This window comes from Nocardia cyriacigeorgica, assembly GCF_010858045.1.
In the GTDB taxonomy this organism is placed as follows: Bacteria; Actinomycetota; Actinomycetes; order Mycobacteriales; family Mycobacteriaceae; genus Nocardia; species Nocardia cyriacigeorgica_E.
In genome coordinates, this window is record NZ_JAAGVC010000002.1 from 136,523 (window position 1) to 152,165 (window position 15,643).

Here is a 15,643-nt window from a genome sequence, read left to right on the forward strand (position 1 = left end):
GGGACTCTCAGTCCCGATCGGGCACGAGCACCCCCAGCAGCCAGTTCACCACCGTGACGATGATCGCGCCCCAGAACGCGGCCCAGAAGCCGTCGATGCGCAGGCCGTAATCGGTGAATTCGGTGATCCAGGCCGTCAGCCACAGCATCAGGGCATTGACCACCAGCAGGAACAGCCCGAGGGTCACGATCACCAGTGGCAGCGACAGCAGCTGCACGATCGGCTTGACGAGGGCGTTCACCGCGGTGAACACGGCCGCGACCGCCAGCAGTGTGATGATCTTGGCGCCGTTGCCCTGATCCTCCGGGCTGATGATGTCGATCTTGTCGATCCACGTCGCGGCCAGCCAGATGGCGAAGGCGTTGATGACCAACCGAAGCACAAGCTGCATGGAGCCATGCTAGAGCCCGAATCTCGGATCCGGGCGGCACCGAGCCGAATCTTCGGTGTTCAGGCGGCCCGGTCCAGTAGCGCGTGCACCCGCGTGCGCAGCGCGTCCGCCTGCTCGTCGCCGCCGATCAACGCCGCCGTCGTGGCGTTCGGCGCCCGCAGAATCGCCAGCAGGATATGCCCGGATTCGATGCCCTTGTCCTTACGTGCCAACGCCTCCCGCAGCGCGAGCTCGAGCGTCTTCTTCGCCTCGCGGGAGAACCGGATATGGCCGAAGGCCATCCCGCCGCGCCCGAACCGTCCACGCGGCTGCGGTGGTTCGGCACGGTCGAGCGCGTCCTCGCCGAAGGTGGCCTCGAGACTGTCGCGTACCGCGTCGAGGTCGATGCCGATGGAGCGCAGGGCTTCGGCGTCGCGGTCGCCCAGCGGTGCGTTCTCTCCGTCCTCCGCCAGCGCCGCCGTCACTCGCTCGTGGGTGAGTCCGGCCGAGGCCAGCGCGTCCTTCATCACGGGCTCGGCCTGCGACAGCACACCGAGCAGTACGTGTTCGACGCGAATTTCGGGCGCACGCAGCTGCCTGGCCTCCTCTTGCGCCACGACGACGGCCATGCGCGCGTGTTTGCTGAACCGTTCGAACATCAGCGGCCCCTGCCTCTCCGGTTGTATTTCTGATGTACCGCCTGCTTGCTGACCTCGAGGGCATCCGCGATGGCCTGCCACGACCAGCCCTGATCCCTGGCGTTGGCCACCTGGATCGCTTCGAGCCGTTCGAGCAGCCTGCGCAATGCCAGCACCGCCCGCAGCCCGACCTCTGGATCGGGGCTGCCGGCCGCCGCTGCCAGCGTGGTTGCTTCCGTCATGACGTCAATTTTGATTGACGACACGGCCCTTGTCAACAAAAATTGACATCACCGGCGAAAAGAAAGCGCCCCGGCCGAATCTCGACGTTCACTCGCTTCCACCCGACGGGAAGGCGAGTCCGAGAGCCGAATACCGGGGCGCTGCCGATCGCAGCCGGCCGCGATCAGCCTGTCGCCGCGCCGAACTGCTCGCGCAAGCGGTACTTCAGCACCTTGCCCGACGCATTGCGCGGTAGCGCGTCGACGAACTCCAGCCGCAACGGCACCTTGTATCCGGCCAGATCGCCGCGCGCGAATTCGCGCAACTCGTCCAGCGTGAGCGAGGCGCCGGGCTGGGTGGCGACGACGGCCGTCACCGCCTCACCCCACTTCTCGTGCGGCAGTCCGAGCACCGCCACCTCGGCCACCGCCGGATGCCGGTACAGCACGTTCTCCACCTCGGCCGGGTAGACGTTCTCGCCGCCGGTGATCACCATGTCCTTGACCCGGTCGACCACGTAGACGAAGCCGTCTTGGTCGGCCTGCCCGATATCACCGGTGTGGAACCAGCCCTCGGCATCGATGACCGCGTCGGTAGCCGCCTTGTTGTTCCAATAGCCCTTCATGACCTGCGGCCCGCGCACACAGATCTCGCCGCGCTCGCCGTCGGGCACCGGGTTGTTGTCCAGATCGACCAGGCGCACATCCGACAGCGGCAACACCTTGTGCCCGGCGGCGCCGATCCGGGTGGCCACATCGTCGGTGGACAGCACCAGCGCCAGCGGCGCGGTTTCGGTCAGGCCGTAGCCCTGGGCGAAGGGCACCCCGCGCTCGCCGTAGCGGGTGATGAGCGCCTCCGGTACCGGCGCGCCACCACAGATGAAGGTCCGCACACTCGACAGATCCGTGATCGCGAACTGTGGCACCTGGGTCATGAACAGATACATCGCCGGCACCCCGAACATGGTGGTGACCTTGTGCTCGGCGATCAGCGCCAGCGCCTGCGCCGGGTCGAACGCGGCCATCAGCACCAGGTGCGCGCCCTTCTGCAACGACACCAGCGTCGTCACATTCAGCCCGCCGATATGGAACAGCGGTGCGCAGACCAGCGAGACGTCGTCGTGGAGGGTGTCGAAGGAAAGCAGCGCGTTGACGTTGTTCCAGAACAGGTTTCCGTGGGTCAGCATCGCGCCCTTGGGCTTGCCGGTGGTGCCGGAGGTGTACATGATCACCGCTACGTCGTCGGCGTCTGGATGCTTCGGCTCGGCGATCGGTTCCCGGGCCGTCAGCAGCTCGTCGAGGACCTCCCACCCGGGGCGCGCGGTCAGCGAAATCGACCGGTTCACCCCGGATTCGGCGAGCACCGGGTCGACGATCTCGGCCCGGTCCGTATCGGCGATCAACGTGTGCACGCCGGCGTCGCCGAGGATGTAACCCAGCTCGGCGGCCGTCAGCCGGAAGTTGAGCGGGACGAACACCGCGCCCGCCCGCGACGCCGCGAACAATGTGACCAGGAAATCGGGATGGTTCAGTCCGAGGTAGCCGACCCGGTCGCCGGGCCGCACCCCGCCCGCGACCAGTTCCGCGGCCAGCCGGTCGACGCGTTCGAGGAGCGCGCCGTAGGTCAGCGTCTGCCCGTCGAAGGTGATGGCCGGGCGGGCCGGCCCGGAAGCGGCCCTGCGGGCAATCCAGGAACCGAGGTCGGTCGGCGGGGTGATCATCGGCATACCTCCAGGTCACCGTCGTGAGCGGCGCGGCCACTGTGACGGACATCGCAGCAATGTCGCGCCAGCCTATTACGGACGTGAACCGTCGTAAATAGGAAAATGAGACCGGTGCCACAATGTGTCGGTGGTTGACACGCGACGAGCCGGGCGTCCGCGCGATCCGGAGCTGGAACACCGCGCCCACCAGGCCGCCCGCACGGTCTATGCCGAACGCGGCTGGAGCGGGTTCACACTGGACGAGGTGGCACGGCGCTCCGGCATCGGCAAAGGGTCGCTCTACCTGCGGTGGCCGTCGAAAGAGGCGCTACTGGTGGACGCGGTGCGTTCGCGGATCCGGTTCATCGCCCACATCGACACCGGCGATCTGCGGACAGACCTGATCGAGTTCGCCACCAGCTGGCTGGCGCACGAAAGCACCGATGACGGATCACTGGCACGCCAGTTGTCGGCCGACGCGCATCGGGTCGCGAAACTCGCCGACACTCTCGCCGGCGATCCCTACCCGGAGCATCTGCGCGCCACCCGCGCGATCATCCGGCGCGGCATCGAACGCGGGGAGCTGCCACCGCAGACTTCGGTCGCCCTGGTCGCCGATCTGATCGCCGGAGCGGTGTCCAATCACGTCACCGCGACGCCGCCGCATCTGCGGGAACGGGCGAAAGCCGAATCCGCCGCCTATATCGCGGCTTTGGTGGACACGATCCTCGCCGGCGTCCGCGCGACCGCCGGCACAGGGCCCGAGTCGACCGGCCGGTCGACATCGAAGGCGGGCAGGTCCGCGCGCGATCGGCAGAGCGCGGCGCGATCCGGCTAGGCCGGGACACGTGAGGAGGGCAGGCGATCAGCCGCGCCAGATTCCCGTCGCGGTGAAATCGGCCAGTACGGCGGCGGGTTCGTCCAGGTCCAGGCCCTGTCGGGCAACCCAGTCGTCGTCGAAATACGTGCCCGCGTACCGGTCGCCGCCGTCGCAGAGCAGGGTGACCACGCTGCCGGTGCGACCCTGCGCCAGCATCTCGGCGATCAGCGCGAACGCGCCCCACAGATTGGTGCCGGTGGAACCACCGACGCGCCGGCCGAGCACCCGGCTCGCATGACGCGCGGTGGCGATGGAGGCGGCGTCGGGCACCTCGATCATCCGGTCCACCACCTGCGCGATGAACGACGGCTCCACTCGCGGGCGCCCGATGCCCTCGATCCGCGACGACATGCCCGTCTGGTAGCCGGGATCACCGGTTTCGTAGCCGCCGTAGAACGCCGAGTTCTCCGGGTCCACGATCGCCAGTTTCGTGGCGTGCCTGCGGTAGCGGATGTAGCGCCCGATGGTGGCGCCGGTACCGCCGGTGCCCGCGCCGGTGACGATCCACTCCGGCACCGAGTGATTCTCCAGTTTCAGCTGCTCGAAGATGGATTCGGCGATGTTGTTGTTGCCGCGCCAGTCCGTCGCCCGCTCGGCATGGGTGAACTGGTCCATGTAGTGACCACCGCACTCGGCGGCCAGCCGCGCGGCCTCGGTGTACATCTCCGGTGGGCGTTGCACGAAATGGCAGCGTCCGCCCTGCGCCTCGATCAACGCGATCTTCTGCGGCGAGGTACTGGCGGGCATCACGGCGACGAAATCCAGGCCGAGCAGTTTCGCGAAGTAGGCCTCGCTCACCGCCGTCGACCCGGACGACGCCTCGACCACGGTGGTGTTCTCGGTGATCCAGCCATTGCACAGGGCGTACAGGAACAGCGAACGTGCCAGCCGGTGCTTGAGGCTGCCGGTGATGTGAGTGGACTCGTCCTTCAGATAGAGCTGGATATCCCACTCGACCGGCAGCGGATACCGCAGCAGATGGGTGTCGGCGCTGCGCTGGGTGTCGGCGTCGATGAGCCGGACGGCATTGTCGACCCAGGCACGCGGGGCGCTCCGGTCGACGTACTTCACGCCTTCGACCCGCCCTGATCGCCCGGCTCGTCACCGCGCAGCCGAGCCCGCAACTGCGCCTTGTCCTGCCTGCGACGCTCGTCGACCACGGCGATGTCCTCGTTGACCTTGGTGCGCAGGCCCTTGAACAGGATCAGCGACAGCGGCATCGCGATGATGAGCGCGAACAGCGCGGCCACCACCAGCGGGATCTGCACGTCGATGAGCTTCGCCGCGACCACGATCACCGCGGTGATCAGCGCGACCAGGCCGAGCCGGGCCACGGTGTACAGGGCCAGGTTGCGGGCCAGCCGCCCACCCGTCGAACCACTGGTTTGCCGGGCGGATGCCCCTTCCGGTCGCGATGCGTCACTCACGATGTCCAGAGTAAGCGGAGGTCGTTCGGGCACTCGACCCGGCGCTCCCCCGACCTCGTTGGCCTACGGGGTCCGCTGCGGCGATCATCGCGCGGTCCGATGCGCACAATATCCGATTTGTCTATTACCTCCCCTTTACCAACAGTAGGTCATTCGAGTACCTGGGGGTCGCGGTGCGACTATGGCGGCATCTTGATGAGGGATAGTTACTGTCGAGAACGGAGAGTTTGCTATGACCGCGATCACCGTCGGCGGCCAGGACACCCTGCTGACGCCCGGCCAGGTTGCCGCCCTGTTCCATGTCGATCCGAAAACCGTCACCCGGTGGGCGCACGCCGGTCGGCTCGGGTCGCTGCGCACCCCGGGTGGGCACCGCCGGTTCCGTGAGTCCGAGGTCATGCAGCTGCTGAAGTCGCTCACCACCGAGGCCACCACGCGCTGATCGGTCTCGATCCGCCCGCCACGACACGGTCCGTCCGCGGCTGTCGTGGCGGGTATCGCACGTCTCGATGCGCGCGGGCCCGGCGCGGGTCTACCCTCGGTAGCAGGAGGTGAGCGACGTGACGTACCTGTTGGCACTCATCGCGGTCGTGGCGATCGCGGTGCTGTGCTGGAAGGCGTTCGGCCCCGACCGAGGTGCGGGCATGTCCGCGCCACCGCGACGCGCCCCCAAGCGTGTCCTCGGCCCGGATGACGACCCCGAATTCCTCTGGCGCATCTCGCGTCAGCAGCACCCGGACGGCGACCCCGGGCCCGCCGAGCACTGACGCTCGGATCAGTCGCGCGCGTGTGACGAGTCGACGTGGCCGTCCCGGTCGATTCTCGGTGCGGGCCCGTCACCGTCCTCCCGCAGCTCACCCGCGTCATCCAAGAGCGGTAATCCCTCACTGACGCGCAGCCGATCGGCGATCATCACCAGATACCGCTGCGCCTCCTCCGACAACCCGCTCGCCACCCGCACCAACCGCGCCAGGGCGCTATCGCCCGGTCTCTGTCCGAACGATTCCCCCGCGAAGTCCGCAACATCCACGCGCAACCCTCCTCGAGCTCCCGCACGCACCGGCACAGCGCGCTACCTCGAACGACACGCTCACCCGGGCAACGGCACGGCAGATGATCTGTGATACATGTCACTCGCAGTCGCGTTAATCTCCGCGCGGGGATCGCCGGGTTACCGCGCCCCGATCGGCTTACCGAAGAACGAGGCGAAGGTTTCGCCGAGCATGGAGCCCATGAAATCCAGCTGGCCCGGGGTGCCGAGCATCGAGGGGACGTCGGTGGTTGTGCAGCCGCGGGTGGCGGGGACGCCGTTGAGGCGGTCGCGCATCCACATCAGCGCGGCGGGGCCGCCGGTGACCTCGGCGACGATGTGTTCGCTCGCATGGTCGCGGGTGTAGGTGACCTGGGCGTTCGGGTCCGTGCAGTAGGTGTCGACCAGCTGGTCGGTCGCGTGCAGCGGCAAAATCTCATCCCAGGCGGAATGCCAGATGAACATGGGCATTGCGGGGACCGAGCGGCCCATGCGGGTGTCGTCGAGCATCGCCGCGACGGCCGGATCGCGCATCGGGTCACCCTGGGTGCGCATCATGCCCTTCATGTTCAGGAACGGGAACAGGCTCGACTGATACTGCACGCACAGTGGGGCTTTGAGCGTCATCAAGGTCATGCCCAAGGGGTCGAGGTTGCGGTCGAGAAACGCGGCGAACTCGGGGTATTCGCGGGAGAGCCCCATCACCGCGGCGAAGACGAGGCCCGAGGTGGCCTGGTTGTTCGACATCTCCAGCGCCGCACCGAGATCGGCGCCGACGCCGCCCATCGCGGTCGCTGCGATGTTCAGTTCGGGCGCATAGGTCCGGTGCAGTTCGGCGGCGTGACCGGTGGCGATGGAACCGCCGGAGTAGCCGTACATGCCGACCGGTGCGTCCGGCCCGACCTCCAGCGGCGCGAACGAGGTGGCCGCGCGGATCCCGTCGAGGGTGATGCGCCCGGCCAGCGGTCCGGCCGCGTACGCCGAATTCGGGCCCTGATGGTCGGGGATCACGACCGCCCAGCCCTGTTGCAGTGCGGCCTGGGCGAAGAGGAACTCCGCGGGTGCGACGATCTGGCCGACGAACGGCGCGACCGAAAGATGTTGCAGCGCATAGGATGGCGTGCAGTAGCCGGCGGTGGAATCCTCGGCGATCTGCACCGACAGCAGCTTGCGCGGTGCCGGCGCGGTGCCGCGCGGCTTGATCAGGGTGGCCACGGCCGGGATGGGCTCGTCGCGACTGTTGTTGGACCGGTAGGACACCTGCCAGGCGTCGACGTTGAGCGGGATGAGCCCGAAGTTGGCGAGGTTCACCTGTCGCACCGCGATGATCTCACCGGGCGCCTTGGCGCCGAACACCTCGGCGGGCGGATGGTAGAAGCCCGGATCCAGTTCCGGCGGCAACGGCAGCACCCGAGCCGGTTCGATCGCCTGCGGCGCGGGCTCGGCAGCCGCCGGGGTGCCGACCACGGCGAATACGGCGACGGCGCTGAGGGACAACGTGCAGATCCGGCGAACCCACCCCGGTTTGGTCTTCATCGACCCACATCCTCACTTCAATTTGAGACGCCAACGTCTCAACTTCGGCGCCCACTATGGCACGGATGTGTCCCAGATCGCAATCAATCGGTCGCGGTACCAGGCAGGACCAGTGCGAGCAGCACCGTCGACAGCACCGCGAGCAGTTCGTCCACCGGCGGCCGCGGCCGCTGCTGACTCCACCGATGCACCGCGCCGTTCACCGCCCCGATGAAACCCGCCATGGCCAGCTGCCAGCCGCCCGGCGGGGTACTCACCGCGGGCACCGCCGACGCCGTTTCCGCGATCACCTCGCCCCATTCGTCACGCACCTGCGCCCGATGCCGTTCCACGGCGTCGCTGACGCCCACGATCTCCACGAACGCGACCTGCACGCAGCGCGGATCATCGGTGATCGCATGCACGTACGCGCGCAGACCCGCCTCGATCAGTGCCCGCGGTTCGGCGACGCCCGCGCTCGACAGCCCTTCCCGGAATGCCGCCCGCGCCCGCTGCTGCACGTGGTCGTACACATCGACCAGCAACTCTTCCCGCCCCGTGTACTGCTCATAGAACTGCCGCCGCGACAGCCCCGCCACGGCGCACACATCCGAGATCGAACTCGCGGCGTAGGTCTTCTCCGCGAAGACCGTCAGGCCCGCCTCGAGAAACAGCGCCCGGCGCTCGGCCCGCCGCTCCGCCACCGACCGCCCGGCATAGTTGTGCCTGGTCCGCGCCGTACTCACCGCCAGCGCCCGGCCTCAGTTCAGGCCGGCGTAGGAGTGCAGGCCGGAGACCACCATGTTGATGATGAACAGGTTGAACAGCATCGCCACGAAGGCGGCGACGTTGATCCAGGCGGCCTTGGTGTCGCGCCAGCCCGAGGTGGCGCGGGCGTGCAGGTAGGCGGCGTAGAGGACCCAGGCGATGAACGAGCAGGTCTCCTTGGGGTCCCAGCCCCAGAACCGGCCCCAGGCGGCTTCGGCCCAGATGGCGCCGAGGATGACGCCCGCACCGAACAGCGGGAAACCGATGATGGTGGTCTTGTAGGCGATCCGGTCCAGCGTGCGCGCGTCGGGCAGGCGGCGGGCGATGGTGCCGAAGACGTTGTCCGACTCCTGGCCCTGCGGCTGCCGGATGCGGTACAGGAACAGCAGACTCGCCACACCCGACACCATGAACACACCGCTGCCGACGCTGACGATCGTCACGTGGATCGGCAGCCAGAACGATTTGAGCGCGGGCACGACGGGCGCTGCGTCGGCGTAGAGCACGGTGCCGGCCAGGAACATCAGGATCAGCAGCGGAACCAGCAGGAACACCCACATGGCCCGGTACTTCTGATCGCGCAGGAAGATCAGCCCCACCACGGCCGTTGCCGCCGTCGCCATGGTGACGAACTCGTACATGTTGCCCAGCGGGAACCGATGGGTGGCGAAGCCGCGCAGCACGATCGAGAGCACATGCAGTGCGACCGCGACGAAGAGCACCGAGAACGCCATATTGCCCAGGCGCTCCGACAGCGGCAGCCGCGGCGCTTCGACGATCTTGCCGGGGACCGCCGGATCGACGGCGACCGAACCACCGCCCGCGGCCACCAGCTCGCGCTCGACCACCTTGCGGGTGCGCACCGACGCGTACTGCACGATCAGCAGTACGAGCACCAGCGCGTACACGAAGATCGCGGACATGTACGCGAAGTCGCTGTAGCGCGCGAGGGTTTCGTCGATCTGCATCATCTATCTCCCGTGGTCTTCCCGGTCGGCGGCGCCGCGTCGTCGGGCGCGCCCGCACCGAGCAGGCGTGCGCGCAACCGATCGAACTCCCCGCCCCACCCGGCCTGATCGGACCTGGCGAGTCCACCCATCTCTACTACGACGCGTCGTTGGTCAACGGTACCCGCTTCGGCCTCGGCCGGGTACACGCGCAGCCAGATTCGCCGGCGCGAGACCAGCAGCGACACCAACAGCCCTGCCATCATCGTCACCGCGCTCACCAGCACCCACTGCTGCGCCGGATCATGCGAGACCTGCAGGTTGACGAACTCCTGCGCGCCGTCGAAGGTCACCACGGTGCCGTTCGACAGTGTCGTGGACTCGCCGGGACGCAGGTTGACCCTGGCTTCCTTGGTGAGCCGTTCCTGCCGGATCAGTTCCTGATCGAGCGCGAACAGCGACTGCGGGCGCCCGGTGTCCAGGCCGGTGTCACCGCGGTAGATGTCGACGGCGACGGCCGGATCGTTCATCTCCGGATACGACGAGGTGAGCAGCGTGCCGTGCAGGTTGGCGGTCGGCGCGAACAGGCCCTCGATCGCGATCTGGTTGTCGCGGCGCTCCTGCTCGGTCGGGTACAGCCCGCCGGGCGGATCGAAGCGCAGGACACCACTGGACAGGAAGGTGGTGGCGTCGTCGGGGCGCCACTGCACGGTTTCGGTGCGGGTCTCGCCGTTCGGGAACTTCACCGTGAACGTCGGCGCGTAACCGTGGCCCTGCAGGTAGATGCGGTCGCCGGCGACACGCAGCGGGTGATTCACCCGGATCTCGGTCTCCCGCCAGGTATCGGTCGCGAAGTCCTCGCCGGCCTGATAGGCGATGTTGGAGCGGAACATCTCGGCCTGGCCGTTGTCGAGGTAGTCGGCGTGGAAATCCTTGACCCGCACGCAGATCGGCGTCATGCCGGTGCCGTCGTTGGCCGAACCGGTCCGGAACGAGTCGAACGCCGCGGGTGACGTACTGCAGAAACCGGGACCGTTGTTCGCGATGACGATGACGCTGCCCTCGTAGCCGAACAGCTTGCCCACCGCGATCGACACCAGCAGCCCGACCAGCGCCAGATGGAAGACCAGGTTGCCGAGCTCGCGCGAGTACCCCTTCTCCGCCGAGAGCGTCACCTCGCCGTCGCGGTCACCGTGTTCGGCTCGGCGCTCCCGGTGCCCTTCGTGGTTACGCGAGCTGCCGCCTTCGGGCCCGTCGCTCGCGCCCGGGCGCCGGACTACGGTGCGCCAGCGGCGCAGTTGGCCGGTCGCGGTGGCGATCACGTCGTCGGGGGTGCCGTCGACCGTCGCGGAGTAGTGGTGCGGCAACCGCTTCAGGTTGCGGGGCACCCGGACCGGCGGGGTGCGCAGCGCGCGGTAGTGGTCGACCGCGCGGGGCAGGATGCACCCGACCAGCGAGATGAACAGCAGCACGTAGATCGCGGTGAACCACGAACTGGAGAACACATCGAACAGTTGGAAGCGGTCCATCCAGGGGCCGAGCGTCGGCCGGTCGGCGATGTACTGGGCGACCTTCGACTCGTTGAGTTCCCGTTGCGGCAGTAGCGCGCCGGGGATGGCGGCCAGCGCCAGCAGGAACAGCAGCACCAGCGCGGTGCGCATGCTGGTGAGTCCGCGCCAGGTATTGCGCACGAAGGCCAGTACCCGACCTGGTAGCGATTGGCGCGGCGGTCGCGCCGGAGCGTCGGGACGGTCGATCACGGTCATATCGGCAGGGTCACCTCGGAAACGAACCCGTCGCGCACCCATGCCACGAACTGATCCCAGGCGCCGGTGACCAGCGCGATGCCGACGGCGACCAGCAGCAATCCGCCGATCACCTGGATGGTCCTGGAGTTGCGCCGCAGCCAGCCGACGCCGCGCAACGCGCTGGCCGACCCGAACGCCAGGATCACGAACGGCAGCCCGAGCCCCAGGCAGTACGCCACGATCAACGCGACGCCACGGGCCGCGGTGGTGCCCTCGGTGCCCGCCGCCACGGCCATCACGCCCGACAGCGTCGGACCGAGACACGGGGTCCAGCCGAGGGCGAACACACCGCCGAGCAGCGGGGCGCCGGCGATGCTGGTCAGTCTGCGCGGTTCCATCCTGGTGTCGCGCTGCAAAGCGGGAACCAGGCCGATGAACACCAGGCCCATCAGGATGGTGACGACACCGCCGAGCCGCATCAGCAACTCGCGATTGACGTTCAAGGTCTGGATGACGCCGAACACGGTGGCCGTCGCCAAGACGAACACCACGGTGAATCCGGCGACGAACAATCCGGCCGCGCCCGCGACCCGCATCCGAGCCGCCCGGACAGGGGCGCGCTGCGCCAGCGCGACCGACGACCCGGACGCGCCCTTCGCCTCGGCCACCGTCGCGGGGGGCGCCTCCGCCCCGACCAGCCCGGCCAGGTACGACAGATACCCCGGCACCAGCGGCACCACGCACGGCGAGGCGAACGAGACCAGTCCGGCGAGCAGGCAGGCGCCGAGTGCCAGCAGCAGCGGCCCGGTGGCCGCTGTCTGCTGGAACGAATCACCCACCCCGGCCAGAACCGTCACTGCTGCTCCGGATCGGCCGCCGTGTCGGCGGCCTCGTGGTCGTCATCGGGACGGGTGAGCGCCGCGGAGGCGGGGGCGGTGCGATATTCGAGCACCCAGTGGCCGAGCGAGGAGCGAACCATCACCTCCGCGCGCACACCGCGGGGCGGACGGGTCGACGGGTAGCGGCGGCGCACCGCCGTCCGGCTGCGGACCGGTTTCATCGTCTCTCCTGTGTGGCTTCCCGGAGGGTGTTCATCGCCCCTCCGGCGCTTGACTGACGGTCCCCCCGGCAGGTTCCTCGCGAGCGATGCTCTCGACGACAGGTTGTAGATCTTCGGCCAGCACCGCGCGCAGGAAGATGGCGGCGACCCGGTGCTGACGATCGAGGACCAGCGTCGTCGGGATGACGCTGGTGGGGAAGTTCCCGCCGAGCGCGAGCAGGGTGCGCATGGACGGGTCGTAGATCGACGGATAGCCGATCTTGTTGTCGACGACGAAATCCTGCGCCTTGTCGCGCTGTGGATCGCGGACATTGATGCCGAGGAAGGCGACCCCGGAATCCTTGGTCTGCTCGTAGACCTGCTCCAACGCGGGTGCCTCCGCGCGGCAGGGCCCGCACCACTGGCCCCACAGATTCAGCACGACGACCTGCCCGGTGAAATCGGAGAGCGCGATATCGGCGCCCTCGTTCATCAGGTCGGGGCCGGACAGCTTCCCGATGGTGCCGCGTGAGCTGGGCGGGTTGTAGAAGATCTCGGTCTTACCGCCGGGCGAGACGAATTCGAAGGTGCCGCCGGAAGCCACCGCGTCGTCACCGGTCGCGCAGCCGGTCACCGCCGCGGCGACCAGCGCCACGCAGGCCAGCAGGACCGGCATCAGCCGGGCCCGCCGTGACGACACCTTCCTTCTCATGCCCCGTGCACCGTGGGATCCGAACCGCCCGCGGGCTCGGAGTAGACGATGTCGACGAGGGTGTCGCCCTGATAGACCAGCGAGGTCAGCGACGCCAGCGAGCACTGGCGCTGGCGCGGATCGTGCCAGAGCCGCTGCCCCTGGAGGAAACGACGCAGCGTCCACACCGGCAGCTGATGCGAGACCAGCACCGCTTCCCGGCCGGTGGCCTCGGCGCGAGCCTTGTTCACCGCGGCCAGCATGCGGTGCGCGATCTGCAGGTAGGGCTCACCCCAGGACGGGGTGAACGGGTCGCGCAACTTCCACCAGTGCCGCGGCTTGCGCAGCGCGCCGTCACCGACGGATACGCGCAGGCCCTCGAAGGTGTTGCCGGCCTCGATCAGGTTCTCGTCGGTGCGCACGATCAGCCCGTGCTGCGCCGCGATCGGCTCGGCGGTCTCCTGGGCACGCTGCAGCGGCGAGGCGATGACGGCGGCGATGTCGTGATCGGCCAGCGCCCGTGCCACCGCACCGGCCTGCGCCCGGCCCGACACCGACAGCCCGAATCCGGGCAGCCTGCCGTAGAGGATGCCCTTCGGGTTGTGCACTTCGCCGTGGCGCAGCACATGCACGATGGTCTCGACGGCGGCGCCGCCGTCGTGGATGCGCGGCTGGGTGGCGGCCACCGGCGCGGCATCGTCCTGGTCGTCGACGGCGGATTCGGCGGCGGCCGCCGCGGCCGCGGCTTCGGCCGCGGCGGTCTCGGCAGCGGCCTCGGCGACCACGGCCTCGGCCATCGCGGTCTCGGCGGCGGTGGTCTGGGCGACGGCCTCGGCGATGACAGCGGGATCGGATTCCGCGGCGGCGACGGCAGCGGCGGTCTCGGCGACCGCCTTCGCGACCACGGCATCGGCGGCTGCGGTCTCGGCGACCGCCTTGGCCGCGGCGGCCTTGGCCGTGGCGGCTTCGACGGCCGACGCCGCGTCAGCGGTGTTGTCGGTGGGTTCGCGCTCGGAATCGGGCTGGCTCACGCGCGGGTTCCTTCGGGTGTGGCGGCCGCGGCCGCGTGTGCGGCGGCGGGCAGGGCGGCGGCGATACGGGCGAAAGCGTCCTCGTCGAGCGCCGCGGACACGAACCACGCTTCGAACGCGCTCGGCGGCGCGTAGACCCCGCCCTCCAGCAGGGCGTGGAAAAAGGCGGGATAACGCCAGGTCTGGCTCGCCTTGGCGGTGGCGTAGTCGATGACCGGGGAGTCGGCGAAGAACACGCTCACCATATTGCCTGCGAACTGAACCTGGTGCTCGACCCCTGCCTCACCCAGTGCCTCGGCGAACAGGATGCCGAGACGTTCGGAGTTGCGATCGAGCGTGGCGTACACCTCGTCGTCGGCGGCCCGCAGCGTCGCCAGGCCGGCGGCGACCGCCACCGGGTTACCGGACAGGGTGCCGGCCTGATAGACGGGACCGAGCGGGGCCAGATGATTCATGATCTCGGCGCGGCCGCCGAACGCCGCCGCGGGCAGGCCACCACTCATCACCTTGCCGAAGGTGTATAGATCCCCCGCGACGCCGTCGAGCCCGAACCAGCCGGAGGGGCTCACCCGGAAACCGGTCATCACCTCGTCCATGATCAGCAGCGCGCCGTGCTCGATGGTCAGCTTGCGCAGGCCCGCGTTGAAACCGGGCAGCGGGGCGACCGCACCCATGTTGCCGGCCGCCGCCTCGGTGATCACGCAGGCGATCTCGCCGGGGTTCGCGGCGAACGCGGCGGCGACGGCCTCGAGGTCGTTGTAGGGCAGCACGATGGTGTCGGCGGCCTGAGCGCCGGTCACCCCTGGCGAAGTGGGCAGGCCCAGGGTGGCGACACCCGAGCCCGCGTCGGCCAGCAGCGCGTCCACGTGGCCGTGGTAGCAGCCGGCGAACTTGATGATCTTGGTGCGGCCGGTGTAGCCGCGGGCCAGCCGGACCGCGCTCATGGTGGCCTCGGTGCCGGAGTTCACCAGCCGGACCCGGTCCACCGGCGCGACCCGCCCGGCGATGTGTTCGGCGAGTTCGATCTCGGCCTCGGTCGGCGCACCGAAGGACAGGCCGCCGGTCGCCGCCTTCTGCACCGCCTCGACGACGGCGGGATGGGCGTGCCCGAGAATCATCGGGCCCCAGGAGCACACCAGATCGACGTAGTCGTTGCCGTCGGCGTCGGTGAGTGTGCAGCCGTTGGCGGAGGCGATGAAGCGGGGTGTGCCGCCGACCGAGTGGAAGGCCCGCACCGGCGAGTTGACACCACCGGGAATCACCTCGGTGGCCCGTTCGAAGAGCTGAGCGGAAACCGGCACCGTTGCCCTGGTCACGCGCGGAGAAGAACTCACGCGTTCCAGTCTGGCAGCCCTACCCGATCGCGTCGACGACAGGGTGTAGTGGAGTGACCCACACCGCAGCCCGATCGGGCCGCGCTCAGGTGTACATGCAGGGCACGGAGGCGGAGATGGTGTGCAGCCAGCACATGAGGTTGTTGTAGACGCCCGCCGAACCGGTCTCCGGCGCAAACACCGCCGCCGGTGGTGCGGGCTCGAGCGGCAGCCCGGGGGCCGCGCTCGCGGGCGCGGCGGCGAACCCGATCGCGGCGATCACCGCTGCGGCCGCACAGGTCCTTGTTACCAGCCGATTCAT

General features: G+C 68.8%; 20 protein-coding genes. 3 read left to right on the forward strand and 17 right to left on the reverse strand.

Annotated elements, in window-relative coordinates; translation table 11 throughout:
* Positions 1 to 7: 7 nt before the first annotated feature.
* The 4 genes from GV790_RS02870 to GV790_RS02885 form a co-directional block, all read right to left on the reverse strand.
* Positions 8 to 391, reverse strand: a complete 384-nt coding sequence (locus GV790_RS02870; protein WP_163810167.1) for a phage holin family protein — start codon at positions 389 to 391, stop codon at positions 8 to 10.
* Positions 392 to 450: 59 nt separating this feature from the next.
* Positions 451 to 1,029, reverse strand: coding sequence for a Clp protease N-terminal domain-containing protein (locus tag GV790_RS02875; protein WP_163810169.1), 579 nt, complete (start codon positions 1,027 to 1,029; stop codon positions 451 to 453).
* Positions 1,029 to 1,250 (reverse strand): helix-turn-helix domain-containing protein, encoded by a 222-nt coding sequence (locus GV790_RS02880; protein WP_130917983.1) that lies wholly within the window; start codon positions 1,248 to 1,250, stop codon positions 1,029 to 1,031. The genes GV790_RS02875 and GV790_RS02880 overlap by 1 nt, the downstream gene beginning before the upstream one ends.
* Before the next feature lie 164 nt (positions 1,251 to 1,414).
* Positions 1,415 to 2,956 (reverse strand): acyl-CoA synthetase, encoded by a 1,542-nt coding sequence (locus tag GV790_RS02885; protein ID WP_163810171.1) that lies wholly within the window; start codon positions 2,954 to 2,956, stop codon positions 1,415 to 1,417.
* Between the two features lie 124 nt (positions 2,957 to 3,080).
* On the opposite strand from GV790_RS02885, the gene GV790_RS02890 reads away from it, so the two are divergent.
* A complete protein-coding gene (locus GV790_RS02890) occupies positions 3,081 to 3,770 on the forward strand; it encodes a TetR/AcrR family transcriptional regulator (RefSeq protein ID WP_163810173.1) in 690 nt (229 codons plus the stop codon).
* Positions 3,771 to 3,797: 27 nt separating this feature from the next.
* Here the strand turns inward: GV790_RS02890 and GV790_RS02895 are convergent, their stop codons facing one another.
* Together GV790_RS02895 and GV790_RS02900 are read right to left on the reverse strand one after the other, a co-directional pair.
* Positions 3,798 to 4,883 (reverse strand): PLP-dependent cysteine synthase family protein, encoded by a 1,086-nt coding sequence (locus GV790_RS02895; RefSeq protein WP_163810175.1) that lies wholly within the window; start codon positions 4,881 to 4,883, stop codon positions 3,798 to 3,800.
* A complete protein-coding gene (locus tag GV790_RS02900) occupies positions 4,880 to 5,239 on the reverse strand; it encodes a DUF4229 domain-containing protein (RefSeq protein WP_175585787.1) in 360 nt (119 codons plus the stop codon). Before GV790_RS02900 ends, GV790_RS02895 begins: the two co-directional genes overlap by 4 nt.
* A 232-nt stretch (positions 5,240 to 5,471) precedes the next feature.
* Between GV790_RS02900 and GV790_RS02905 the strand changes: the two genes are divergently transcribed.
* Both GV790_RS02905 and GV790_RS02910 read left to right on the forward strand, forming a co-directional pair.
* On the forward strand, positions 5,472 to 5,681 hold the full coding sequence (locus GV790_RS02905; RefSeq protein ID WP_036540564.1) for a BldC family transcriptional regulator: 210 nt from the start codon (positions 5,472 to 5,474) through the stop codon (positions 5,679 to 5,681).
* 118 nt (positions 5,682 to 5,799) lie between these two features.
* Positions 5,800 to 6,006 carry a hypothetical protein gene (locus tag GV790_RS02910; RefSeq protein WP_163810177.1) on the forward strand — a complete coding sequence of 69 codons (207 nt, stop codon included), beginning with the start codon at positions 5,800 to 5,802 and terminating at the stop codon, positions 6,004 to 6,006.
* Between the two features lie 8 nt (positions 6,007 to 6,014).
* On the opposite strand, the gene GV790_RS02915 is transcribed toward GV790_RS02910, so the two are convergent.
* The 11 genes from GV790_RS02915 to GV790_RS02965 form a co-directional block, all read right to left on the reverse strand.
* Positions 6,015 to 6,269, reverse strand: a complete 255-nt coding sequence (locus tag GV790_RS02915) for a hypothetical protein (protein WP_163810179.1) — start codon at positions 6,267 to 6,269, stop codon at positions 6,015 to 6,017.
* 141 nt (positions 6,270 to 6,410) lie between these two features.
* Entirely contained in the window at positions 6,411 to 7,805 is a 1,395-nt protein-coding gene (locus GV790_RS02920) for a lipase family protein (protein WP_163810181.1), read from the reverse strand.
* 83 nt (positions 7,806 to 7,888) lie between these two features.
* A complete protein-coding gene (locus GV790_RS02925) occupies positions 7,889 to 8,530 on the reverse strand; it encodes a TetR/AcrR family transcriptional regulator (RefSeq protein WP_163810183.1) in 642 nt (213 codons plus the stop codon).
* Between the two features lie 15 nt (positions 8,531 to 8,545).
* Entirely contained in the window at positions 8,546 to 9,520 is a 975-nt protein-coding gene (gene ccsB, locus GV790_RS02930) for a c-type cytochrome biogenesis protein CcsB (protein ID WP_163810185.1), read from the reverse strand.
* The gene (resB, locus tag GV790_RS02935) at positions 9,520 to 11,265 is read right to left on the reverse strand and encodes a cytochrome c biogenesis protein ResB (protein ID WP_163810187.1); all 1,746 of its coding nucleotides are present in this window, start codon (positions 11,263 to 11,265) and stop codon (positions 9,520 to 9,522) included. Before resB ends, ccsB begins: the two co-directional genes overlap by 1 nt.
* Positions 11,262 to 12,104, reverse strand: a complete 843-nt coding sequence (locus tag GV790_RS02940) for a cytochrome c biogenesis CcdA family protein (protein ID WP_163810190.1) — start codon at positions 12,102 to 12,104, stop codon at positions 11,262 to 11,264. The genes resB and GV790_RS02940 overlap by 4 nt, the downstream gene beginning before the upstream one ends.
* Positions 12,101 to 12,307 (reverse strand): hypothetical protein, encoded by a 207-nt coding sequence (locus GV790_RS02945; protein ID WP_163810192.1) that lies wholly within the window; start codon positions 12,305 to 12,307, stop codon positions 12,101 to 12,103. Before GV790_RS02945 ends, GV790_RS02940 begins: the two co-directional genes overlap by 4 nt.
* 31 nt (positions 12,308 to 12,338) lie before the next feature.
* Complete coding sequence (locus tag GV790_RS02950) at positions 12,339 to 12,998, reverse strand: TlpA disulfide reductase family protein (RefSeq protein WP_163810194.1); 660 nt, start codon at positions 12,996 to 12,998, stop codon at positions 12,339 to 12,341.
* Positions 12,995 to 13,774, reverse strand: a complete 780-nt coding sequence (locus tag GV790_RS02955; protein ID WP_256672996.1) for a histidine phosphatase family protein — start codon at positions 13,772 to 13,774, stop codon at positions 12,995 to 12,997. Before GV790_RS02955 ends, GV790_RS02950 begins: the two co-directional genes overlap by 4 nt.
* A 230-nt stretch (positions 13,775 to 14,004) precedes the next feature.
* Positions 14,005 to 15,342: a glutamate-1-semialdehyde 2,1-aminomutase gene (gene hemL, locus GV790_RS02960; RefSeq protein WP_163810196.1), complete on the reverse strand. Its 1,338-nt coding sequence runs from the start codon at positions 15,340 to 15,342 to the stop codon at positions 14,005 to 14,007.
* Positions 15,343 to 15,427: 85 nt separating this feature from the next.
* Positions 15,428 to 15,643, reverse strand: a complete 216-nt coding sequence (locus tag GV790_RS02965; RefSeq protein ID WP_163810198.1) for a hypothetical protein — start codon at positions 15,641 to 15,643, stop codon at positions 15,428 to 15,430.